Annotated in this window: 21 protein-coding genes and 1 tRNA gene; 17 read left to right on the forward strand and 5 right to left on the reverse strand. The window is 58.5% G+C overall.

Going from position 1 to position 21404, the window contains the following annotated elements:
- Positions 1-46: 46 nt before the first annotated feature.
- The gene (locus ACN6NG_RS09575; RefSeq protein ID WP_474313683.1) at positions 47-1048 is read left to right on the forward strand and encodes a nucleoside hydrolase; all 1002 of its coding nucleotides are present in this window, start codon (positions 47-49) and stop codon (positions 1046-1048) included.
- Here the strand turns inward: ACN6NG_RS09575 and ACN6NG_RS09580 are convergent.
- On the reverse strand, positions 1020-1232 hold the full coding sequence (locus tag ACN6NG_RS09580; protein ID WP_063426913.1) for a hypothetical protein: 213 nt from the start codon (positions 1230-1232) through the stop codon (positions 1020-1022). The two genes, ACN6NG_RS09575 and ACN6NG_RS09580, sit on opposite strands and share 29 nt — an antisense overlap.
- Positions 1233-1506: 274 nt before the next feature.
- Here ACN6NG_RS09580 and ACN6NG_RS09585 point away from each other — a divergent pair, with 274 nt between their 5' ends.
- Positions 1507-1824 (forward strand): I78 family peptidase inhibitor, encoded by a 318-nt coding sequence (locus tag ACN6NG_RS09585; RefSeq protein ID WP_016499012.1) that lies wholly within the window; start codon positions 1507-1509, stop codon positions 1822-1824.
- Between the two features lie 137 nt (positions 1825-1961).
- Here the strand turns inward: ACN6NG_RS09585 and ACN6NG_RS09590 are convergent, their stop codons facing one another.
- A complete protein-coding gene (locus ACN6NG_RS09590; RefSeq protein WP_016499013.1) occupies positions 1962-2174 on the reverse strand; it encodes a cold-shock protein in 213 nt (70 codons plus the stop codon).
- Positions 2175-2337: 163 nt separating this feature from the next.
- The gene (locus tag ACN6NG_RS09595; RefSeq protein ID WP_016499014.1) at positions 2338-2643 is read right to left on the reverse strand and encodes a hypothetical protein; all 306 of its coding nucleotides are present in this window, start codon (positions 2641-2643) and stop codon (positions 2338-2340) included.
- A gap of 337 nt (positions 2644-2980) precedes the next feature.
- Between ACN6NG_RS09595 and thrS the strand changes: the two genes are divergently transcribed.
- The 9 genes from thrS to ACN6NG_RS09640 all read left to right on the forward strand — a co-directional run bounded on the left by thrS (position 2981) and on the right by ACN6NG_RS09640 (position 10477).
- On the forward strand, positions 2981-4903 hold the full coding sequence (thrS, locus tag ACN6NG_RS09600) for a threonine--tRNA ligase (RefSeq protein WP_016499015.1): 1923 nt from the start codon (positions 2981-2983) through the stop codon (positions 4901-4903).
- Entirely contained in the window at positions 4903-5454 is a 552-nt protein-coding gene (infC, locus tag ACN6NG_RS09605; protein ID WP_016499016.1) for a translation initiation factor IF-3, read from the forward strand. Before thrS ends, infC begins: the two co-directional genes overlap by 1 nt.
- 61 nt (positions 5455-5515) lie before the next feature.
- Entirely contained in the window at positions 5516-5710 is a 195-nt protein-coding gene (rpmI, locus tag ACN6NG_RS09610; RefSeq protein WP_003250667.1) for a 50S ribosomal protein L35, read from the forward strand.
- Positions 5711-5737: 27 nt separating this feature from the next.
- Positions 5738-6094, forward strand: coding sequence for a 50S ribosomal protein L20 (rplT, locus tag ACN6NG_RS09615; RefSeq protein ID WP_009394046.1), 357 nt, complete (start codon positions 5738-5740; stop codon positions 6092-6094).
- A gap of 109 nt (positions 6095-6203) precedes the next feature.
- The gene (gene pheS, locus ACN6NG_RS09620; protein ID WP_016487883.1) at positions 6204-7220 is read left to right on the forward strand and encodes a phenylalanine--tRNA ligase subunit alpha; all 1017 of its coding nucleotides are present in this window, start codon (positions 6204-6206) and stop codon (positions 7218-7220) included.
- A gap of 31 nt (positions 7221-7251) precedes the next feature.
- Positions 7252-9645: a phenylalanine--tRNA ligase subunit beta gene (gene pheT / locus ACN6NG_RS09625; RefSeq protein ID WP_474313685.1), complete on the forward strand. Its 2394-nt coding sequence runs from the start codon at positions 7252-7254 to the stop codon at positions 9643-9645.
- Positions 9646-9649: 4 nt separating this feature from the next.
- Positions 9650-9952, forward strand: a complete 303-nt coding sequence (ihfA, locus tag ACN6NG_RS09630; protein ID WP_003250679.1) for an integration host factor subunit alpha — start codon at positions 9650-9652, stop codon at positions 9950-9952.
- Positions 9933-10289 (forward strand): MerR family transcriptional regulator, encoded by a 357-nt coding sequence (locus ACN6NG_RS09635; protein ID WP_003250681.1) that lies wholly within the window; start codon positions 9933-9935, stop codon positions 10287-10289. The genes ihfA and ACN6NG_RS09635 overlap by 20 nt, the downstream gene beginning before the upstream one ends.
- Positions 10290-10400: 111 nt before the next feature.
- Positions 10401-10477 (forward strand) — tRNA-Pro (locus tag ACN6NG_RS09640).
- A gap of 997 nt (positions 10478-11474) precedes the next feature.
- On the opposite strand, the gene ACN6NG_RS09645 is transcribed toward ACN6NG_RS09640, so the two are convergent.
- Positions 11475-12368: a LysR family transcriptional regulator gene (locus ACN6NG_RS09645; protein ID WP_474313686.1), complete on the reverse strand. Its 894-nt coding sequence runs from the start codon at positions 12366-12368 to the stop codon at positions 11475-11477.
- Positions 12369-12719: 351 nt separating this feature from the next.
- Here ACN6NG_RS09645 and ACN6NG_RS09650 point away from each other — a divergent pair, with 351 nt between their 5' ends.
- The 4 genes from ACN6NG_RS09650 to ACN6NG_RS09665 all read left to right on the forward strand — a co-directional run bounded on the left by ACN6NG_RS09650 (position 12720) and on the right by ACN6NG_RS09665 (position 17179).
- On the forward strand, positions 12720-14033 hold the full coding sequence (locus tag ACN6NG_RS09650) for a cation:dicarboxylate symporter family transporter (RefSeq protein WP_474313688.1): 1314 nt from the start codon (positions 12720-12722) through the stop codon (positions 14031-14033).
- Between the two features lie 33 nt (positions 14034-14066).
- Positions 14067-15167: a 1-aminocyclopropane-1-carboxylate deaminase/D-cysteine desulfhydrase gene (locus ACN6NG_RS09655; RefSeq protein ID WP_474313690.1), complete on the forward strand. Its 1101-nt coding sequence runs from the start codon at positions 14067-14069 to the stop codon at positions 15165-15167.
- Between the two features lie 99 nt (positions 15168-15266).
- Positions 15267-16496 (forward strand): MFS transporter, encoded by a 1230-nt coding sequence (locus ACN6NG_RS09660; RefSeq protein ID WP_474313692.1) that lies wholly within the window; start codon positions 15267-15269, stop codon positions 16494-16496.
- 53 nt (positions 16497-16549) lie between these two features.
- The gene (locus ACN6NG_RS09665) at positions 16550-17179 is read left to right on the forward strand and encodes a LysE family translocator (protein ID WP_474313694.1); all 630 of its coding nucleotides are present in this window, start codon (positions 16550-16552) and stop codon (positions 17177-17179) included.
- Positions 17180-17340: 161 nt separating this feature from the next.
- On the opposite strand, the gene ACN6NG_RS09670 is transcribed toward ACN6NG_RS09665, so the two are convergent.
- A complete protein-coding gene (locus tag ACN6NG_RS09670) occupies positions 17341-18672 on the reverse strand; it encodes an NAD(P)/FAD-dependent oxidoreductase (protein ID WP_474313695.1) in 1332 nt (443 codons plus the stop codon).
- Between the two features lie 566 nt (positions 18673-19238).
- Between ACN6NG_RS09670 and ACN6NG_RS09675 the strand changes: the two genes are divergently transcribed.
- A complete protein-coding gene (locus tag ACN6NG_RS09675; protein WP_474313697.1) occupies positions 19239-20399 on the forward strand; it encodes a quaternary amine ABC transporter ATP-binding protein in 1161 nt (386 codons plus the stop codon).
- Positions 20400-20421: 22 nt separating this feature from the next.
- A complete protein-coding gene (gene proW, locus ACN6NG_RS09680; protein WP_316927902.1) occupies positions 20422-21375 on the forward strand; it encodes a glycine betaine/L-proline ABC transporter permease ProW in 954 nt (317 codons plus the stop codon).
- Positions 21376-21404 lie beyond the last annotated feature (29 nt).

The raw sequence follows: 21404 nt of genomic DNA on the forward strand, positions 1-21404 counted from the left end.
GCAGCGCGGCCCCGGAACCCTCTACCCAGGCAACAGGAGTGCCCCTATGCTCAAACCCCTGCTACAAGGAATCGCCTTCATGGCCACAGCCACCACCCTCCAGGCGGCCCCCATCGACTTGATCATCGACACCGACCCCGGCGCCGACGACGTGGTCGCGCTGTTCCTGGCCATGGCCTCGCCTGACGAGCTCAATATCCGTGCCATCACCACCGTGGCCGGCAACGTGCGCCTGGATAAAACCTCGCGCAACGCCCGCTTGGCCCGCGAATGGGCGGGCCGCGAAGACATTCCTGTGTATGCCGGCGCCGGCCGCCCACTGGTGCGCACACCCATCTACGCCGCCGATGTTCATGGCGAAGAAGGCCTTACCGGTGTGCAGGTGCACGAGCCGAAAGCGGCCCTGGCCCAGGGTAATGCCGTGCAATACCTGGTGGATACCCTCGGCGCAGCCAAACCGCACAGCATCACCGTGGCCATGCTCGGCCCGCAGACCAATCTGGCCCTGGCATTGATCCAGCGCCCGGACATCGCCCAGGGCATCAAGGAGGTGGTGGTCATGGGCGGCGCCCACTTCAATGGCGGCAACATCACCCCGGCAGCAGAATTCAACCTCTACGCAGACCCGCACGCCGCCGAAGTGGTGCTGGCCAGCGGTGTACCACTCACCTACCTGCCGCTGGACGTCACCCACAAGCTGCTGACCAGCGACGCCCGCCTGAAACAACTGGCAGCCGTGAACAATCAGGCCAGCAAGCGCGTGGTCGATATCCTCAATGCCTACATCACCCACGACATGGACCTGTACGGCATGCCCGGGGGCCCGGTGCATGACGCCAGCGTCATTGCCTACCTGTTAAAGCCAGAGCTGTTCAGCGGCCGACGCATCCATATGAGCATCGACAGCCGTGAAGGCCCGACCTTCGGCCAGACCATTGCCGACTGGTACGGCGTACTCAAGCAGCCGGCGAATGTGCTGTGGGTGGAGCAGGGCGATGCCCAGGGGCTGTTCGACCTGCTCAGCACACGTCTGGCGCGATTGGAATAGCCGCGTGCGGCGCGTAGCGCTCGAACACCTGGTCGATGAAGCTGCGTGCCGCCTCGGCGCCGTTGTCCCGTACCAACAGGTCGATGGCGATCAACAGCAATTCTTCCGGTGTGCCAGGGCTGTACGCGCTCTGGCCCTCGGCCCATTTGACCTTGATGTCGGCATCGATGCTGTGGGTACTCATGAAAAGCTCTCGCTGGGGGCCCGGAACGAAGGGGGAGCACCTGACCCTGGTGCTCGATGGAGGCGGGATGCGCTCCACTTCTTGCAGCAAATCATGGCTTTGCGCCAGTGACCGTGCGCGCTAAGCATATGGCAAACGCAGGGGGTTGTGCAAAATCCGGTCACGATTGCTTTTCGCCTCGGTGCTAGAGTTCAGGCAGACTTGACCGGTTTTGCAACGAATACTGAGCGGAGCTGTCGGAACAGACAGTTCCCGGACCCATTTAGGAGGCTTCATGTTCCGTACCCGTGCTTACCTGGCAACCCTGGCGGTGGCTGCTGTCCTGGCTGGTTGCAGCACAGGTGGCAACGCTGGTGGCGATGCGCCGGCCGCATCGGCTGGCAACGATGGCCGCTGCGAAGCCAGCGGCGCCGATTTTGCCATTGGCAAACCAGGCAGCGCCGAGCTGCTGGAGCAGGCGCGCAAGGGCAGTGGCTCGCAGACAGCACGCATCCTCAAGCCGCACGATGTAGTAACCCTGGAATACCGCTCCGACCGCCTGAACCTGAACGTGGACGAGCAAGGCAAGGTAACCCGCGTCAACTGCGGTTGATGCAGCTCCAAAGGCCCATGCGGCCCCTGTAGCAGCGGCCTCGTGCCGCGAAAGGGCCGCAAAGAGCAGCGTATACCGCCTGGTAAGCGCCCATAAAAAAACCCGCCACAAGGGCGGGTTTTTTCACAGCTTCCGAATTACTCCGGACGAACCTGTGCAGCCTGCATGCCCTTCTGACCGCGCTCGGCGACGAAGGAAACTTGCTGACCTTCTTTCAGGCTCTTGAAGCCGTCGGATTCGATGGCCTTGAAGTGAACGAACAGGTCGTCGCCGCCGCCTTGTGGGGTGATGAAGCCGAAGCCTTTCTCATCATTGAACCATTTGACGGTGCCGGTTTGGCGATTGGACATGGGATGAATCTCCAGAAACTTGAAATTTTTCGAAGTGCCTAGACGCCTGAGCTGTCTGGCACAGATGACATCATAGTCTAATTCTGCGGAACTAGCGCCTTTTACCTTCACCGGATGTTGATCCAGCGCAAAATAATCGTCAGCCACCACCGGCTTTAAGGTTTCAGCGCTTCGGTGCGCAGGCCTGTTGTACCACGGTCTGGGCCTTCTGCATCAGCTTGGCGTCAACGCCATCCTTGCTGTCCAGGTCGGCAATCTCGGCGTCGGTGAAATTCTTTTTGATCGCTTGTGCGCCGCAGTCGCAGTGTTTTTTTGCGGTGGCAGCGTCAACGCCCTGGCTGCCGGCCACTTGCGTGCACTGGGCGGTGTAGGCGGCCTCCTTCCCGGCTGGGAAGTTGCCGGCGTTCGCAGCCACGGGCAGCAGCAGGGCGCCAGCGGCCGCCAGGGCCAGAAGAGACGGAACTCGCATAACCAGTTACTCCTTGGGTTAAGGTCTCATCAAGAGTAGGTTGCTTCCCAAAGTCTGAGCGGTATTTTTCCGCGTTAGTTCACCGCTGCGGTGCAATTTCCAAATATTTCTGCCTGGGGTGCAACCCGCGTGCTAGCATGCTCGGCTTGTGGTCGCGCTGTGCCGGCTGCAGCTATCTTTTTTCTTTCCAGTCACTCTGGTTCGTCCCTTGCAAGCCGAAAGGCTTCTGCCACTGTGAGGCAGGCTTCCTTATAAAGGAGGGCAGGTCGGATCTTGTACTGGCTCATCCCAACCCACGTGACCTTTGGTAGGGGTCACCACTAGGAGAGGAGGCGCCATGCCCACTATTACTCTTCCCGATGGCAGTCAACGTTCGTTTGATCACGCCGTATCCGTAGCCGACGTTGCCGCTTCCATCGGCGCCGGCCTGGCCAAGGCCACCGTCGCCGGCAAGGTCGACGGCAAACTGGTCGATGCTTGCGACCTGATCAGTCACGACGCCACCCTGCAGATCATCACCCCTAAAGATGAAGAGGGACTGGAGATCATCCGTCACTCGTGCGCCCACCTGGTCGGCCACGCGGTGAAGCAGCTGTACCCGACCGCCAAGATGGTGATCGGCCCGGTTATCGACGAAGGCTTCTATTACGACATCGCCTACGAGCGCCCCTTCACCCCTGAAGACATGGCCGCCATCGAAAAGCGCATGATGGAGCTGATCGAGAAAGACTACGACGTGGTCAAGAAAGTGACCCCGCGCGCCGAAGTCATCGACGTGTTCAAGGCCCGTGGCGAAGACTACAAGCTGCGCCTGGTCGAAGACATGCCGGATGAGCAGGCCATGGGCCTGTACTACCACGAAGAATACGTCGACATGTGCCGCGGCCCGCACGTGCCGAACACCCGCTTCCTCAAGGCATTCAAGCTGACCAAGCTGTCCGGTGCCTACTGGCGCGGTGATGCCAAGAACGAGCAGCTGCAGCGCGTGTACGGCACTGCCTGGGCCGACAAGAAGCAGCTGGCCGCCTACGTTCAGCGCATCGAAGAAGCCGAAAAACGCGACCACCGCAAGATCGGCAAGCAGCTCGACCTGTTCCACCTGCAGGAAGAAGCCCCGGGAATGGTGTTCTGGCACGCCAACGGCTGGACCGTGTACCAGGTACTTGAGCAGTACATGCGTCAGGTTCAACGCGCCAACGGCTACCTGGAAATCAAGACCCCGCAGGTTGTCGACCGCATTCTCTGGGAGCGTTCCGGCCACTGGTCCAACTACGCCGAGAACATGTTCACCACTTCGTCGGAAAGCCGTGACTATGCGGTAAAACCGATGAACTGCCCGTGCCACGTGCAGGTGTTCAACCAGGGGCTGAAAAGCTACCGCGACCTGCCGCTGCGCCTGGCCGAGTTCGGTGCCTGCCACCGTAACGAGCCGTCCGGCGCCCTACATGGCATCATGCGTGTGCGTGGCTTCGTACAGGATGACGCGCACATCTTCTGCACCGAAGAACAGGTGAAGAAAGAAGCCGCCGACTTCATCAAGCTGACCCTGGACGTGTACAAGGACTTCGGCTTCAGCGACATCGCCATGAAGCTGTCCACTCGTCCGGCCAAGCGTGTTGGTTCCGAAGAGCTGTGGGACCGTGCCGAAAGCGCACTGGCCGACGCCCTGAACGAATCGGGCCTTGAGTGGGAATACCAGCCAGGCGAGGGCGCCTTCTACGGCCCGAAAATCGAGTTTACCCTGCGCGACTGCCTCGGCCGTAACTGGCAGTGTGGTACCCTGCAGTACGACCCGAACCTGCCAGAGCGTCTGGACGCCAGCTACATCGCCGAAGACAACAGCCGTGTTCGCCCGGTCATGCTGCACCGTGCCATCCTCGGTTCGTTCGAGCGCTTCATCGGCATGCTGATCGAGCACTACGCTGGCGTGTTCCCGGCGTGGCTGGCGCCGACCCAGGCGGTGATCATGAATATCACCGACAAACAGGCCGATTTCGCCCTCGAGGTTGAGAAATCTCTGAACGGTAGCGGTTTCCGTGCCAAGTCGGACTTGAGAAATGAGAAGATCGGCTTTAAAATCCGCGAGCATACTTTGCTCAAGGTCCCGTACCTTTTGGTTATAGGGGATCGCGAAGTCGAAACGCAGACCGTTGCAGTGCGTACTCGCGAAGGCGCAGACCTGGGCTCCATGCCCGTCGCCCAATTCGCTGAGCTTCTGACACAAGCGGTTTCCCGGCGTGGTCGCCAAGAATCGGAGTAATGACTATTAAGCGTGAAATGAGAAACGATAAGCGTGCTGTACCGAAGGCCCCGATCAACGAGAATATCTCGGCCCGCGAGGTTCGGTTAATTGGCGCAGACGGCGAGCAGGTTGGCATCGTCTCGATTGATGAAGCGCTGCGTATCGCTGATGAAGCGAAGCTGGATCTGGTAGAAATCTCTGCAGACGCGGTACCACCGGTCTGCAAGGTCATGGACTACGGCAAGCACCTCTTCGAGAAGAAGAAGCAGGCCAACGAAGCCAAGAAAAACCAGAAGCAGATCCAGATCAAAGAAATCAAGTTTCGTCCAGGGACGGAGGATGGGGATTACCAGGTAAAACTACGCAACCTGGTACGTTTCCTTACCGATGGGGACAAGGCCAAGATCTCTCTGAGATTCCGTGGTCGTGAGATGGCCCACCAGGAGCTGGGCATGGAGCTGTTGAAGCGGGTTGAAGCTGACCTGCTTGAATACGGCACCGTTGAGCAGCATCCGAAGATGGAAGGACGCCAGCTTATGATGGTCATCGCCCCCAAAAAGAAGAAGTAATCTCCCGGGCACGGCAGGCCTGATGATTATTGTGTAATTTTTTTCGAATGCGGAGTTCAACATGCCAAAAATGAAAACCAAGAGCGGTGCTGCGAAGCGCTTCCTGAAGACAGCTTCGGGCTTCAAGCACAAGCACGCTTTCAAGAGCCACATCCTGACCAAAATGTCGACCAAGCGTAAGCGTCAACTGCGCGGTGCCAGCTTGCTGCACCCGTCTGACGTGGCAAAAGTCGAGCGCATGCTGCGCGTTCGTTAATTCTGGTTAAGATAGAGGAAGTTACTCATGGCTCGTGTTAAGCGTGGCGTCATCGCTCGTAAGCGTCACAAGAAAATTCTGAAACTGGCTAAAGGTTACTACGGTGCACGCTCGCGCGTATTCCGCGTAGCCAAGCAAGCGGTCATCAAGGCAGGCCAATACGCCTACCGCGACCGTCGCCAGAAGAAGCGTCAGTTCCGCGCACTGTGGATCGCTCGTATCAACGCCGGTGCTCGCAACAACGGTCTGTCCTACAGCCGTCTGATTGCTGGCCTGAAAAAGGCTTCGATCGAAATCGACCGTAAGGTTCTGGCCGATCTGGCAGTGAACGAAAAAGCGGCGTTTGCTGCGATTGTCGAGAAAGCTAAAGCCGTTCTGGCTTAAGTACCCGCGACAATCACCCGGCGGCGCTAGCGCCGTCGGGCATTGAACGTCATCGATAGGGGAAGAGCCTTCAAAGCTCTTCCCCTATTTTCGTATCTGGAGTCTGTACATGGAAAACCTGGATGCGCTGGTCTCCCAAGCCCTAGAGGCCGTGGAGCGCGCTGAAGACATCAATGCCCTGGAACAGATCCGGGTTAATTATCTCGGCAAGAAGGGCGAGCTGACCCAGGTGATGAAGACCCTGGGCAACCTGCCAGCCGAAGAGCGGCCGAAAGTCGGCGCGCTGATCAACGACGCCAAAGAGCGCGTCACCGTTGTGCTCAATGCCCGCAAGGCCGCCTTTGAAGAAGCCGAGCTCAGCGCTCGCCTGGCTGCCGAATGCATTGACGTCACCCTGCCAGGCCGCGGCCAGGCCACCGGTGGCTTGCACCCGATCACCCGTACACTCGAGCGCATCGAGCAGTTCTTCACCCACATCGGCTACGGCATTGCCGAAGGCCCAGAGGTCGAAGACGACTACCACAACTTCGAAGCGCTCAACATCCCCGGCCACCACCCGGCCCGGGCGATGCACGACACCTTCTACTTCAATGCCAACATGCTGCTGCGTACCCACACCTCGCCGGTGCAGGTGCGGACCATGGAGTCCACCCAGCCGCCCATCCGCATTGTGTGCCCGGGCCGCGTATACCGCTGCGACTCGGATATCACCCACTCGCCGATGTTCCACCAGGTCGAAGGCCTGCTGATCGATCGCGATATCAACTTCGCCGACCTCAAGGGCACCATCGAAGAATTCCTGCGCGTATTCTTCGAAAAAGAACTGGCGGTGCGTTTCCGCCCATCGTTCTTCCCCTTCACCGAGCCCTCCGCCGAAGTCGACATCCAGTGCGTGATGTGTTCCGGCAACGGCTGCCGCGTGTGCAAGCAAACCGGCTGGCTGGAAGTGATGGGCTGCGGCATGGTGCACCCAAGCGTGCTGCGCATGTCCGGCATCGACCCTGAAGAGTTCCAGGGCTTCGCCTTCGGCATGGGCGCCGAGCGCCTGGCCATGCTGCGCTATGGCGTCAACGATTTGCGTCTGTTCTTCGATAACGACCTGCGGTTCCTTGCCCAATTCCGCTAGGCCCAATCGACGCACATTCTAGGAGAACAGCATGAAATTCAGTGAACAGTGGCTGCGCGGTTGGGTAAACCCGCAAGTCTCCCGTGACGAACTGGTCGCCCGCCTGTCCATGGCCGGCCTCGAAGTCGACAGCGTTACCCCCGCTGCCGGCCAGTTCAGCGGCATTGTTGTGGGCGAAATCCTCGCCACCGAACAGCACCCGGACGCCGACAAGCTGCGCGTATGCCAGGTGACCAACGGCCAGGAAACCTTCCAGGTCGTGTGCGGCGCGCCTAACGCCCGCCCAGGCATCAAGGTCCCGTTTGCCATGATCGGTGCCGAGCTGTCTGGCGACTTCAAGATCAAAAAGGCCAAGCTGCGCGGCGTCGAGTCCTTCGGCATGCTGTGCTCGGCGGCCGAGCTGGAAATCAGCGAAGAGAACGACGGCCTGCTGGAACTGGCGGCTGATGCCCCGGTTGGCGAGAACATTCGCACCTACCTGAGCCTGGACGACGCCAGCATCGAAATCGGCCTGACGCCGAACCGCGGTGACTGCCTGTCCATCGCCGGCCTGGCCCGTGACGTCAGCGCCCTGTACGACACCCCGGTCACCCGCCCGGTGGTGCCTGCCGTAGCGCCTGCCCACGACGAAGTGCGCCCGGTCGAAGTCAGCGCCCCAGCTGCCTGCCCGCGCTACCTGGGCCGCGTTATCCGTAACGTCGACCTCAGCAAGCCGACCCCACTGTGGATGGTCGAACGCCTGCGCCGCAGCGACGTGCGCAGCATCGACGCCGCCGTCGACATCACCAACTACGTGATGCTCGAACTCGGCCAGCCGATGCACGCCTTTGACCTGGCTGAAATCAACGGCGGTATCCGCGTACGCATGGCTGAAGAGGGCGAAAAGCTCGTCCTGCTCGACGGCCAGGAAGTTGCCCTGCGCGCCGACACCCTGGTAATCGCCGACCACACCCGCGCCCTGGCCATCGCCGGCGTCATGGGTGGCGAGCACAGCGGTGTGAACACCGAAAAAACCCGCGACCTGTTCCTGGAAAGCGCCTTCTTCGAGCCGATTTCCGTCGCCGGTAAAGCCCGTTCCTACGGCTTGCACACCGATGCCTCGCACCGCTACGAGCGCGGCGTCGACTCGCAGCTGGCCCGCGAAGCCATCGAGCGCGCCACCCAGCTGCTGCTGGACATCGTCGGCGGCGAAGCCGGCCCTGTGGTCGAAGCTGTCAGCGAACAGCACCTGCCGCAAGTGGCCCCGGTTACCCTGCGCGCCGAACGCATCACCCAGATGCTCGGCATGGAAATGGACCCAGCCCAGGTCGAGCAACTGCTCAACGCCCTGGAACTGACCACGACCAAGAGTGGCGGCTCTGAAGGTGTAGCGCAGTGGACCGTCAACGTCCCAAGCCACCGCTTCGACATCAGCCTGGAAGTGGACCTGATCGAAGAGCTGGCCCGCCTGTACGGCTACAACAACCTGCCGGTTCGCTACCCGCAAGCCCGCCTGGCCCCACAGGGCAAGCCGGAAACCCGCGGTGACTTGCCAACCCTGCGCCGCCTGCTGGTTGCGCGCGGCTACCAGGAAGCCATCACCTACAGCTTCATCGACCCGAAACTGTTCGAACTGTTCAGCCCGGGCGTAGAGCCGCTGTTGCTGGCCAACCCCATCTCCAGCGACATGGCCGCCATGCGTGCGTCCCTGTGGCCGGGCCTGGTCAAGGCACTGCAGCACAACCTGAACCGCCAGCAAGACCGCGTGCGCCTGTTCGAAAGCGGCCTGCGCTTCGTCGGCCAACTGGGTGACCTGCAGCAACAGCCTATGATCGCCGGCGTCATCACCGGTAGCCGCCTGCCAGAAGGCTGGGCCAACGGCCGCGACGGCGTCGACTTCTTCGACGTCAAAGCCGACGTGGAAGCCCTGCTGGGCTACTCCGGCGCCCTGAGCGACTTCACCTTCAGCGCCGGCAAACACCCCGCCCTGCACCCAGGCCAGACTGCCGCCATCGAGCGTGACGGCAAACTGGTTGGCTACCTTGGCGCCATCCACCCAGAGCTGGCCAAAGCCCTGGGCCTGGACCGCCCGGTGTTCCTGTTCGAGCTGGTGCTGGGCGACGTGGTCGAAGGCCGCCTGCCGAAATTCAGCGAGCTGTCCAAGTTCCCGGAAACCCGTCGTGACCTGGCTTTGATTGCAGGACGTGATGTAGCTTCTAGCGCGGTGCTTGAATTAATTCGTGACAATGCAGGCGAATGGCTCACAGACCTCAGGCTGTTTGATGTCTACCAAGGTAAAGGCATTGATCCTGATAGAAAAAGCCTTGCCGTTGGCTTGACCTGGCAGCATCCATCGCGCACTCTTAACGACGATGAGGTGAACACTACCCTGCAAAACATCCTCACCTCGCTCGAACAAAGGTTGAACACCACGTTAAGGAAATAACGGCATGGGTGCTCTGACGAAAGCTGAGATGGCCGAAAGGCTGTACGAGGAGCTGGGGCTTAACAAGCGTGAGGCCAAGGAGCTGGTCGAGCTGTTTTTCGAAGAAATTCGGCACGCACTTGAAGAGAACGAGCAGGTCAAGCTGTCCGGTTTCGGCAACTTCGACCTTCGCGACAAGCGCCAGCGGCCGGGCCGCAACCCCAAGACAGGGGAAGAGATCCCGATCACTGCACGGCGCGTCGTCACCTTTCGTCCAGGGCAGAAGTTGAAGGCCCGGGTTGAGGCCTATGCTGGAACCAAGCCATAACGACGAACTGCCCCCCATACCGGGCAAACGCTACTTCACCATTGGTGAAGTGAGTGAGTTGTGTGCTGTAAAGCCACACGTGCTGCGGTATTGGGAGCAGGAGTTCGACCAGCTTAACCCTGTGAAGCGGCGGGGGAACCGGCGGTATTACCAGCGGCAGGATGTGCTGATGATCCGCCAGATTCGTGCGCTGCTTTATGACCAGGGGTTCACCATTGGCGGGGCGCGGTTACGGCTCTCCAGTGATGAGGCTAAGGATGAGTCCAGCCAGTACAAGCAGCTGATTCGGCAGATGATTGTTGAGTTGGAGGATGTGCTGGTGGTTTTGAAGAAGTGAGATCTTTCCGATAGGTGGAATTTTTTTAAGAAAAAGCTTCCACTTATCAGATGGTTAGGGTACATTCTTCAACGTCCTCAGCAACATTGAAGACATGCTTCAAAGCCCAGTCGGGGCGTAGCGCAGCCCGGTAGCGCACTTGCATGGGGTGCAAGGGGTCGAGTGTTCGAATCACTCCGTCCCGACCAAAAAACTCCAAAGAATCCAGTCACTTAGCGGTGGCTGGATTTTTTTATGCCTTTAAGTTTTTCGGTAATGGTCATTTTTGCCCCACTTTTTGCCCCACCGAAGATTTTTGATGCCTCGCGCATTTTTTGATTCCCCGCACCGTGGTGCTAGCGATAACCACGTGCCTTGGCCGTGAGCCAGTGAGAATCTGGATTAAATTGTTGGGTCGGAGAATTAGAAGCCCGCTTCGCTCCCGTTGACTGCCATGCGTTTTGCCTCAGTCTGTGTCTCTGAGGTATGCCGAGGGTGTGTCGTAGCGATGCTGTCTAGTAGGCATGGGGTGAGGGGAGGTATCGCTAAACGATTTATGAGTTCGAATGCCTACGCTTCCGCCACCAATTTTCATTAAAGCCCTGATTTTTCAGGGCTTTTTTGTGCTTGGACGTTTTTGGTCCCCCATCTAGTCCCCCATTTTTACTTCGGCTTCCTCTGGCCTTCTGCGGGTTCTGGTGGACATATCTTCTTCTTGGCCCACTGTCTCACGTCAGAAAAAGTGGCTGGCCTGTAGTCACCATCACCTGTAAAGCCTCCGCTAAGGAGGCACCTCTGTTGGGCGCTGAAGGACACTGTGGGCTATGCCTAGGGCACTCTTGCGGCTTCCGGTTGGCGTAAGCGTACTGGCAGAATAATCTCAACTATTCTGGCTCCTCTGATTATGTGAACTAAGCTTTAAGGTTTTTCTACAGCTCAGGAAACGTCCGTGATCCTAACCAAAGCCGCAGTAGGGTCCTACCGCTCAATCAACACATCGCAAAGCGTCGCCATCGACCCTGATGTCACTGTCCTCGTCGGCATGAACGAGGCAGGTTCCCTTCCCGTTCCTTCGCTCGCTTCGCGAGTGACTCTCTCTGGCAGGATTGACCCGAAATCATCTGCCTCGACGTCACGTTGAATGGATATAGCGGCACTGTGCGTACCGCTCATCATTGAAGGGGCTGTCCGGGGGTGAGACACGTGCTAATTAAGGTCAGCAAGGTGCCCTATCAATTGGTTCGCAAATTTTTGGGCTGCGGTGGAAAGGGTCCTACCCTTGAGCTGGGCCAGTACGACTCTTAGCGGTTCTAAATCGAGATGACTAATTGGGCATGCATGAATACGGTCATCGGTTTTGGGGATGCTGCTCAGTGGTAGGAAGGTGATTGCTGACTCCCTTATGATAAAGCTCCGTAGAAACGCCAATGAGTCTGACTCGACCGCAATATCGAAGGCCAAATGACGTTGCACTAAGGCGCCATCTAGATGAGCACGGATAGCCAACGACTGCGCTGGCATCGCGACCGAGTACTCACAGCACTCACGTAAGCGCACTTCTTTGAGAGCAGCCAGAGGATGATCGTTTCTTACTACTGCACACAAAGGCTGCTTCTTAACGATGAGCTCAAGCAGTTCGGGGGCGGGGGGAGGGTCGATGAGCAGGGCAAGGTCGGCTTCGTAGTTTACCAAGGTGCCTATGCCGCGCAGGTTGTCGCGGCCCTCAACTGAGAAAGTCACCTTAGGGTGCTCTCGCCGGTACGAGGCTATCTCTTCAGGTAGAACGCTATCAACAAATGCCTGAGCCGCTGCTACGGATACATGGCCTCGTCGTAACCCCCCCAGATCGGAGATCTTCGTCAGTAGTAATTCAAAGTCAGCGTTTTGGTTTTGGATATGACGCATGAGGAGCTCGCCAGCGTCGGTTAACCTCATACCTTGAGGCAGTCGCTCGAAAATAGTGGTACCCAGCTCTTCCTCAAAATCCTGAATTTTCCTCGTCAGGGCTGAAGGCGTCAGATGCAGATGTTCAGCAGCTTTACGAATCGAGCCTCGACGTGCGACGTCAGCAATGCATCGATAGAGGTGTAGATGTCTCATAGGAGGAGTTCTTACCTAGCGTTCACAAATGGGCAACACCAAAGCGATTTTTCGTCTCGAAATGATGCCTCATGTCGCTGCTGCGATCTACCAGGGCAACGGGGGAGCTTGCTCAAGGTTTCTCCTAGGTGTCTCTAAAGTCTGAGTCTGTTTGCGCTTATAGCTTGTTGCATTTTAGGCAACACCCCGATCATTAATCAGCACTATGCGGCGTAAAACCTACGCGCCTAGACTCGCACACCCCTCAGGATTTGGGGTGTGCAGATGCACGGACATTTGCAGCGGTTGCAATGAGCGGTCACCACAAAAATAACTAGGTGAAATATGAGCATTTCGGCGAGTAGGACACGTATGCCCGCACTGCGCGGTTCTTTCCGCTTAGGGTTGGCATGGCAAATTGCTTTGGGCTTGGTCATAGGTGTAGTAGCTGGAGTAGTACTCAGCCATTACCCTGAGACGCGAAGCTCGGTGATCACTGAATATTTCCAGCCTGCTGGTGATTTGTTTATCCGCATGATCAAAATGGTGGTGGTGCCCATCGTTTTCACCAGCATGGTCGTAGGTATTGCCGGCGTTGGCGATGGTAAGTCCTTGGGGCGAATCGGCCTCAAGACCATCATCTACTTCGAAATCATCACAACGATCGCGATTGTCTTGGGCTTGGTCTTTGGCAATATCCTGCAGCCAGGTGCGGGTACTGATATCTCCCAACTGGGTCACGCAGATGTTTCGAAGTTCCAGCAGGCAGCTGCAGGTGCAGCGCAAAGCCATGGTTTCATGAGCCTGATTCTGGGGATTATCCCAGAAAACATTCTGGCCTCGATGTCGCGCGGCGAATTGCTGCCGGTACTGTTTTTCTCCGTTCTGTTTGGCCTGGGCCTGCAAAGCGTTCCGAAAGACATTCGCCAGCCCGTTATCGACACGCTGCGCGGTGTTTCTGACGCGATGTTCAAGGTGACCGGGATGGTTATGCGCTATGCGCCCATCGGGGTTGCGGCACTCATCACCGTAACGGTGGCGAATTTCGGCTTCAGCTCGCTGCTTCCGCTCTTGAAACTGGTCTCTGTGACTTACCTTGCCATCATCGTGTTCACGCTCGTTGTGCTCGGGGTTACGGCTCGCCTGTTCGGCTTCAACATTTTCACCCTGCTGCGCATTATCAAGAACGAATTGTTGATCGCCTTCACCACTTGCAGTTCGGCCACCGTGCTACCGCAACTGATGAAGAAAATGGAGGATTACGGCTCTCCCAAGGCTATCACCACCTTCGTCGTTCCGACTGGTTACGTTTTCAACCTGGATGGCGCTTCGGTCTACCTGGGCATCGGTACGCTCTTCGTGGCACAGCTCTATGGGATTGAACTGGGTCTGCAGGAACAGATAGTTCTGGTGTTGACCATGGTCATCACCTCCAAGGGAGCGGCAGGTGTGCCAGGTTTCATGTTCGTAATCCTGCTGGCCACACTCTCCAGCGCCGGCTTGCCGCTTGAGGGGCTAGCCTTCATTGCAGGTATCGACCGTTTCCTGGACATGGGGCGAACCGCATTGAATGTCATTGGTAACGCATTGGCGGCGCTGGTCATTTCCAAATGGGAAGGCAATTACGACGAAGAAAAAGGGCGGGCGTACCTGAAGTCGCTCAAAAGCAGCAACCCGTCTAACTGAAGTTAGACGCCCAGTACCTAGAGAGTCCTTCTCATGAATCTGAATGACGTAAAAAACCTGTTCGATACCCTGCCGCGCAAAAACGTCGGTTTCTACCCAACGCCGTTCCACAAGTTGCACAACCTGTCACGTCTTGAAGGCATCAACCTGTTTCTGAAGCGCGAAGACATGGCCGGCCCAGGGGCGCTCAGCGGCAGCAAAATGCGGGTGGCTGAACTCATCCTAGGGCAGGCCCTCAAGGATGGTGTGGACACGATTATTACCCAAGGTGCTTACCTCACCAACTCGGGCATGCAGTTCGCAACTGCAGCTTTGGTTGCAGGCATCACGCCGATCCTTTTCTTGACTCGCGATGAGCCGCAGCACGGTGAGTTGTCCGAGTATCGTGGCAATCTGCTGCTGGACAAGCTGATGGGCGTTGAGACGCACTATCTGGCCGCCCCTGGCAGTGCCTACGTAAACCGCCCTGACGACAAGCAGCGTGTCCTGGATGCCATGAACGCTCGCAAGGCCGAGCTCGAGGCCCAGGGTCGTAAAGTGCTCATCGTTCCTACCGGTGGTGCTTATCCCACCGGCTTCGCAGGTCATGTCCTGACCTTCGTCGAAATGATCGAGCAGGCCCGTGCGGCAGGCGTCGAACTGGATTACATCTACCACACCACCGGTACCGGAACCGCTCTGCCTGGCATGCTGGCCGCCAAGCTCTTGACCGGACATCCAGTGAAATTCCGCTCAATTTCGATCTCTCACTATCAACCAGATTTCTGGATCAACGAGTCGATCATCGCCGAGCGTGTTCGCCACATCTTTGAGTCCTTTGGTATCGAGCCGCCGTCTCTTGAAACCATCCTCAGCGAAATAGAAGTCGATAATCGCTTTATTGGCGAAAACTACGCCGTACCGTCTCAGGAAAGTGTCGACGCCATCCGTTGTTTGGCTCAGGCCGAGGGTGTCTTCCTGGGCCCCGTGTACACCGGTAAAGGGTTTGCCGGCCTGCTCGACCACATCCGTACAGGCAAGGTGGCGCCGGGCAGCAATGTCGCCTTCCTGCACACAGGTGACACCGCCAACCTGTTCGAGGTTTCTGGGGTCGTGGGTGACTTCATCCACGAGACGCCGCCGGTAAGCCGCTGAAAAACTTCCTGGGCTGTCGAGCCTGATGCAGTGCAGCTACCTCAGTCTCGATTGAGGGAGTAGCTGCACTCGCGTGAACAAGCAACACTGGAGAATAGGGTGAACAAGGTATCCGTTGGGAATGCCTCGGCGGCGCACCGCGACGCCGCCGGCAGTGCTTCCATAAGCCTGAGCCTCACTTTGATCATGGCGATCGCATGCGGTATGTCGGTTGCCAACATCTACTACAACCAGCCCATGCTGGAACTGATCAGTGCTACGTTTCCTGGCCGTGAGTCACTGACTGGCCTGGTCCCGACTGCGACCCAGTTGGGCTATGCTCTCGGCCTGCTGCTGCTGGTTCCTCTGGGTGATCGCATTGAGCGTCGCCGGCTGATCGTCATGCAGTGCGCCGCGCTTGCACTGGCGTTGGCGTGCGTCGCGATCGCCCCCAGTGCGTGGATGTTGGTGGCCGCCTCCGCTTTCGTAGGTGTTTCTGCAAGCGTTGCGCAACAGATTCTGCCCTTTGCAGCTGACCTCGCTGCACCGAGTCGCCGAGGGGCCACCATTGGCATCGTCATGAGCGGCCTGCTGTGCGGCATTCTGTTCGGTCGTGCGCTGGCAGGTGCGGTCGCTGTGCACTACGGGTGGAGGGCAATGTTCTGGCTGGGACTGGGTCTGGCGTTGCTGGTCGGCGTGGTGTTGGCAGTTGCGCTGCCCAAGACTAAACCCAAGACCAACCACAGCTATGGTCAACTGCTCAAATCGCTCGCTTCTCTATGGCGTGAAGAGCCGCAACTGCGTCATGCCACCCTGATTCAGGCCTGCTTGTTTGGCTCGTTCAGTGTGCTTTGGACAAGCCTGGCGTTTCACTTGGCGGCCAACTATCAGTTAGGTGCGGATGTGGCAGGGCTGTTCGGTGTCATCGGCGCTGTGGGTGTTCTGTTCGCACCGATCGCAGGTCGGACGGCGGATCGTCGAGGCCCTCATTTCGTCATCGGTATTGCGTGCGTGACGATGCTCCTTGCATGGATTGTCTTTGAAGCTTGGGGCATGGTGATTGGCTTGGTTGTGGCAGTTATCTTCCTGGACTTTGGGGCTCAAGGTGCGCAGGTCTCTAACCAGCACGTCATCCAGTCTCTGCGCCCAGAGGCGCGTAATCGCTTGAACGCCATCTTGATGAGCGGGATGTTCTTGGGTGGAGCACTGGGTTCAGCAGGGGCCAGCTTCGCTTGGACTCACGGCGGTTGGAGTGCGGTGTGTGGCCTAGGTGCGCTGCTTGCGCTCGCGGGGCTTGGCGTTCATATTGCCGGTCGGCGTCACGCTAAGGCGTCAAACGTTCATCATTGACGCTGGCCTGGATGCCAACATGGCTTGTCGTCATCTGCTAAGCGAGTTCCGATATGATCGATCTACCGCTGCTTCTCGCTTTCATTGCCGCAGCCTCGGTACTTGCTGTCACGCCGGGCGTCGATACGGCCATGGTCCTCCGGGCTGCAGCGGTAGACGGGCGTCGTACAGCACTCCTGGCAGCCGTCGGTATCGCCCTAGGTTGTCTGGCTTGGGGGGCTGGCGTCTCACTCGGGCTGGGTGTGCTGCTGCAGCGCTCCGAAATCGCCTACACCGTCCTGAAATCTGCTGGTGCCGCCTACCTGTTGTGGGTTGGGGTCAAACTGCTGTTCAAGCCTCGGCAGTCTTTCCAGAGCAAGGAAGAGGGCGGTGCCACGGCGTCAGGCTGGAGCGCTTTTGCCCGTGGTCTGCTGACCAACCTGCTGAATCCCAAGGTGGGTATCTTCTACGTGACCTTCCTGCCTCAGTTCATTCCGGCAGGCGTTGCGCTGTCGGCGTACTCGTTCTTCCTGGCCTCGATTCACGTGCTGCTGACAGTCGTCTGGTTCGGCCTGTTGATCGCAGCGACGATGCCGCTGAAGAACCTGTTGAGCCGAGCGCCAACGGTGAAGGCGCTGGACAGAATCAGCGGTAGTATCTTCATCGCCTTCGGATTGAAGATTGCTGCCTCGTCGGCACGGTAGCTCATGCAGGACCGGCGCCAGAGCTGGCTCCTGCTCCTGCATCGCTAGCCGGCCATGGCCGAACGGTTTGGCGCTTGGTCAACGGTTTACCAGCGATTTCAAGACTGGCGGAATCAGCACATCTTCAGTTAAGTGCTCAGGTGTCCGACTTGTTACAGAACTTATAGCTCGCTGCGGCTGTTCCAGGCTGCCCACCGAATCCGGGCACGAACACCCAGGGAGAGCAACGGCTCGGGTGGATTCAGTGAGGGCATTCCGCTGACATACTGGATGTCACTGAGCAATGATGAGCTGCTTCCTACCACCTGGTCAGCAAGCAAAGCTCCCCCTACCGTTCCCCATGCAGCCCCTACACCGTTGTCACACGCCAAGGCATGTACTCCTTCTTCGAGTTTCCCGAAGAAGTTGGTGAAGTTGCGAGAGATCGCATAGGCGCCACCCCAGGTGTGAGTAAATTCAACATCCTGGAGATGTGGGTAGCGCAGGAGCATGGACCTCCTGTGTTTTGCCCGGACCTTGCTACGAAAGTTGTTACTGACGCTCTGGCCATATTGGGGGACGTGCTGATAGGCGTTCCTGATGATCAGGCGGCGATCTTGGGTCATGCGCACAGTGGTACCGGCGTGATCTGCCGGCGTCAGCCCCCAGTCTGTGGTAATCCCTGACTGTGCCATCTCACCTTCGGTGAGCGGGCGAGTCCAACTGGCAAAGGTCATCACTGGCAACAGTCGGTTCTTCAGGTAGCCGAACTCTCGAGTGAAAATGCTTGTGGTGAGCAACACGTTTTTGGTGGTGACCGATGCACCGGGAGTATCAACAATCCAGTAGCCGTTACTACCTTTACGCAGACGGCTTACCGGGGAGTCTTCAAACAGGCGAACATTTGAAGGCAGCGCGGCTGCAAGGCCTCGAACAAGCGCTGCAGGCTGCATCAGGTAGCACCCAGGGGTGAAAACAGCCTGGCTGTAGTGCCGGGTTCCAAGCACCTTGCTGAGCGGGTCTCGTTCAATGAGTTCAAAGGGCTCACCGAGGTCTTTCATCAGGGTTACAAAGTTCTCAAGGTACCTTCTACCTCGTTCACCCACAGCCCCCTGATACCGACCTGCATGCGACCATTGGCAGTCGATATTGTGCTGGGTAATCGAGCTTTCGAGACTGGTAATGGCTGCCCGATTCAGTCGCAGCAATCGTTGTTTGACCTCTGGGTCCGGGTGTTCCAAGGCCATTTTATGGGGGAGGTCGATCACGAAACCAGAATTACGCCCAGATGCCCCAAACCCGACACGCTGTGCGTCAAGCAGGTAGATGTAGGCTTCGGGTTTCTGCTCTGCTAGCCGGCGCGCAGCTGCCAACCCTGCGAACCCCGCACCGATCACTACATAATCTGCTCGATGTTCACCTTTCAGAGCGCAAGGAGAGCCAGGCGCCGGCAGTAGGCTATACCAACCACAGTCACTGTCGTCATTTGGAAGTTTTATTGTTTTTGCATTCATTTCACTATTACCTGGTGGTTGGCAATTGTTCGCGCTTCGCAGGGGCGGCCTTACTTTAAGTGCTCGGCGGCTAAGCAGGGCGTTCTGTTTATTTGGTTTGGAAACGAAGATTGAATGCTGTTGGGCTGGAGGGTGGGTCTAAGCAGGCTAAGTTGCAAGTCGTTGCGGTAGCCTTAATGATCCAATATCCCATTGTTTATTCTGCAAAAACATAATGTACGGGACGCATCATGGAAGATTCCAGCGTCTCTTGGCTCAAGGCTGCTATCGAGCGCGAAGGCGTCCAGGCCGCGTGGTGACCTCTGATTTTCGCCAGGATGGTGCTGACTAGGAAGGCGACACTGTGTGTCGAGCGCGTTGCCCATCGTGCAATGATTGATAGCATGCGCATAACTTTAAGTGGGCATGGTATTACCTCTTTTCATGGGGCTGGTCGTCGCTGCCTATTCGTTATACAAATTGACCGGTCTGTCCGATGCGTTAACCCCCGCCGGGGTTAAAGTAGGGGCATTGAGCCTCATCTCGCTTTCTTCCAAATCGCACATAAATATAATAACGAGGGTCGTATGAGTCACGCCGATGAGATTCTTTCGGTAAAAAACATCTTCAAGGTTTTCGGGCCCAACCCCGACATGGCCATGGAGATGCTCCGCAAGGGGGCCGACAAGAACGAAATCTTCAGCAAGACCGGCCATGTGGTTGGCGTGTTCGATGCCAGCTTTTCCGTCAAGCGTGGCGAGATCTTCGTCATCATGGGCCTGTCCGGTTCGGGCAAATCGACCATGGTGCGGCTGTTCAACCGCCTGATCGAACCCACCTCCGGCAGCATCCACCTCAACGGCAAGGAAATCACCGGGCTTTCCGACAAAGCCCTGCTCGATGTGCGCCGCAAGGAGATGGGCATGGTGTTCCAGTCCTTCGCCCTGATGCCGCACATGAGCGTGCTGGAAAACACCGCCTTCGGCCTGGAAATTGCCGGCGTGGCGGAAGCCGAACGCCACAGCCGTGCCCGTGAAGCCCTGAGCCAGGTAGGCCTGGCCGGCCACGAGCACAGCTACCCGCACCAGCTGTCTGGCGGCATGCAGCAGCGCGTGGGCCTGGCCCGGGCACTGGCCAACGACCCGACGATCCTGCTGATGGACGAGGCGTTTTCCGCCCTCGACCCGCTGATTCGCCATGAGATGCAGGGTGAGCTGATGCGCCTGCAGGCCGAGCAGCAGCGCACCATCATCTTCATTTCCCACGACATCGAAGAAGCCATCCGCATCGGGCACCGCATCGCCATCATGGAGGGCGGGCGCGTGGTGCAGATCGGCACCCCGCAGGAGCTGATCAACCAGCCGGCCAACGATTACGTGCGTACCTTCTTCAAGAGCTACGACAGCTCGCGGGTGCTCAAGGCCGGCGATGTGGCCAGGTTCGACCCGGCGGTGGTGTGCAAGGTCAACGGCAAGGCCCCGAGCTTCCAGGCCGGTGTGCCATTCGGCTACCTGGTCGACGACCGCGGGCAGTTGCTCGGTGTGGTCGACACCGATGCCAACGGTGCCAGCGTCAGCGAACGCTACAGCCTGCACGAGCAGCAGCCGGTGTACATCGACACGCCGCTGCACGAGGTGCTGGGTATCGCGGCCGACCTGCCGTACCCGGTGCCGGTACTCGACCGCGAGGGCGCCTTCAAAGGCACGCTGTCGAAGAACGAACTGCTGCAGACCCTGAGCCGCCACTAAGTACAAGAAGAGGTAAGCCCTCATGTCCGAATTCAGCCTTCTCGACCCGTTCCAGGCGGCCACCATCCCGCTGGGCGACTGGGTCACCGCCACCCTCAACTTCCTCGTGCACAACTTCCGCGAGGTGTTTCGCGCCATTCGCTGGCCGATCGACCAGGTGCTCAACGGCATCGAGTTCACCCTGCAAAGCATTCCGCCCACCATCGGCATCCTCCTGTCATCGCTGCTGGGCTGGCAGTTGGCGGGCAAGCGCATGGCGCTGCTGTGCTTCATTACCCTGACCTTGCTTGGCCTGATCGGGGTCTGGGCCGAGTCGATGACCACCCTGGCACTGGTGCTGACCTCGGTGTTCTTCTGCGCGGTGATCGGCATCCCGCTGGGCATTGTCTGCGCCCGCAGCAACCGCCTGGAAAGCATCATCCGGCCCTTGCTCGATGCCATGCAGACCCTGCCGGCGTTCGTCTACCTGGTACCGGTGGTAATGCTGTTCGGTATCGGTAACGTTCCGGGCGTACTGGTGACCATCGTGTTCGCGCTGCCGCCGCTGGTGCGCCTGACCAACCTGGGCATCCGCCAGGTACCGGAAGACAAGATCGAAGCCGCCCGCGCCTTCGGCTGCACCCCGCGTCAGATGTTGACCCGTGTGCAGCTGCCGCTGGCCACCTCGACCATCATGGCCGGCCTCAACCAGACCCTGATGCTGTCCCTGTCGATGGTGGTGATCGCCTCGATGATTTCGGTAGGCGGTCTGGGCCAGATGGTGCTGCGCGGCATCGGCCGCCTGGACATGGGCCTGGCGACCGTCGGCGGCGTCGGCCTGGTGCTGCTGGCGATCTTCCTCGACCGCCTGACCCAAGCCATGGGTGCGCGCACCAGCGCCGACCCGAGCCTGCGCTGGTACCACACCGGGCCGACAGGCATTGTCCTTCGTTTGTTTAAAGCAGACCCATCACGAGGGCGGCGTGAGGCCGCCTGAGCTACCCGTTCTATCTGCCGCAGTCCAAC

It is taken from the genome of Pseudomonas sp. TSO6, assembly GCF_056098905.1.

Excerpts from the sequence above, each read along its gene's own strand:
- ACN6NG_RS09645 (WP_474313686.1), bottom strand. The coding sequence starts at position 12,368 with ATGAGACATCTACACCTCTATCGATGCATTGCTGACGTCGCACGTCGA.
- thrS (WP_016499015.1), top strand. The coding sequence starts at position 2,981 with ATGCCCACTATTACTCTTCCCGATGGCAGTCAACGTTCGTTTGATCAC.
- ACN6NG_RS09590 (WP_016499013.1), bottom strand. The coding sequence starts at position 2,174 with ATGTCCAATCGCCAAACCGGCACCGTCAAATGGTTCAATGATGAGAAA.
- proW (WP_316927902.1), top strand. The coding sequence starts at position 20,422 with ATGTCCGAATTCAGCCTTCTCGACCCGTTCCAGGCGGCCACCATCCCG.
- ACN6NG_RS09670 (WP_474313695.1), bottom strand. The coding sequence starts at position 18,672 with ATGAATGCAAAAACAATAAAACTTCCAAATGACGACAGTGACTGTGGT.
- ACN6NG_RS09655 (WP_474313690.1), top strand. The coding sequence starts at position 14,067 with ATGAATCTGAATGACGTAAAAAACCTGTTCGATACCCTGCCGCGCAAA.
- ACN6NG_RS09580 (WP_063426913.1), bottom strand. The coding sequence starts at position 1,232 with ATGAGTACCCACAGCATCGATGCCGACATCAAGGTCAAATGGGCCGAG.
- infC (WP_016499016.1), top strand. The coding sequence starts at position 4,903 with ATGACTATTAAGCGTGAAATGAGAAACGATAAGCGTGCTGTACCGAAG.
- ihfA (WP_003250679.1), top strand. The coding sequence starts at position 9,650 with ATGGGTGCTCTGACGAAAGCTGAGATGGCCGAAAGGCTGTACGAGGAG.
- ACN6NG_RS09650 (WP_474313688.1), top strand. The coding sequence starts at position 12,720 with ATGCCCGCACTGCGCGGTTCTTTCCGCTTAGGGTTGGCATGGCAAATT.
- ACN6NG_RS09675 (WP_474313697.1), top strand. The coding sequence starts at position 19,239 with ATGAGTCACGCCGATGAGATTCTTTCGGTAAAAAACATCTTCAAGGTT.
- ACN6NG_RS09665 (WP_474313694.1), top strand. The coding sequence starts at position 16,550 with ATGATCGATCTACCGCTGCTTCTCGCTTTCATTGCCGCAGCCTCGGTA.
- ACN6NG_RS09635 (WP_003250681.1), top strand. The coding sequence starts at position 9,933 with ATGCTGGAACCAAGCCATAACGACGAACTGCCCCCCATACCGGGCAAA.
- ACN6NG_RS09585 (WP_016499012.1), top strand. The coding sequence starts at position 1,507 with ATGTTCCGTACCCGTGCTTACCTGGCAACCCTGGCGGTGGCTGCTGTC.
- ACN6NG_RS09595 (WP_016499014.1), bottom strand. The coding sequence starts at position 2,643 with ATGCGAGTTCCGTCTCTTCTGGCCCTGGCGGCCGCTGGCGCCCTGCTG.
- rpmI (WP_003250667.1), top strand. The coding sequence starts at position 5,516 with ATGCCAAAAATGAAAACCAAGAGCGGTGCTGCGAAGCGCTTCCTGAAG.
- pheS (WP_016487883.1), top strand. The coding sequence starts at position 6,204 with ATGGAAAACCTGGATGCGCTGGTCTCCCAAGCCCTAGAGGCCGTGGAG.
- rplT (WP_009394046.1), top strand. The coding sequence starts at position 5,738 with ATGGCTCGTGTTAAGCGTGGCGTCATCGCTCGTAAGCGTCACAAGAAA.
- pheT (WP_474313685.1), top strand. The coding sequence starts at position 7,252 with ATGAAATTCAGTGAACAGTGGCTGCGCGGTTGGGTAAACCCGCAAGTC.
- ACN6NG_RS09575 (WP_474313683.1), top strand. The coding sequence starts at position 47 with ATGCTCAAACCCCTGCTACAAGGAATCGCCTTCATGGCCACAGCCACC.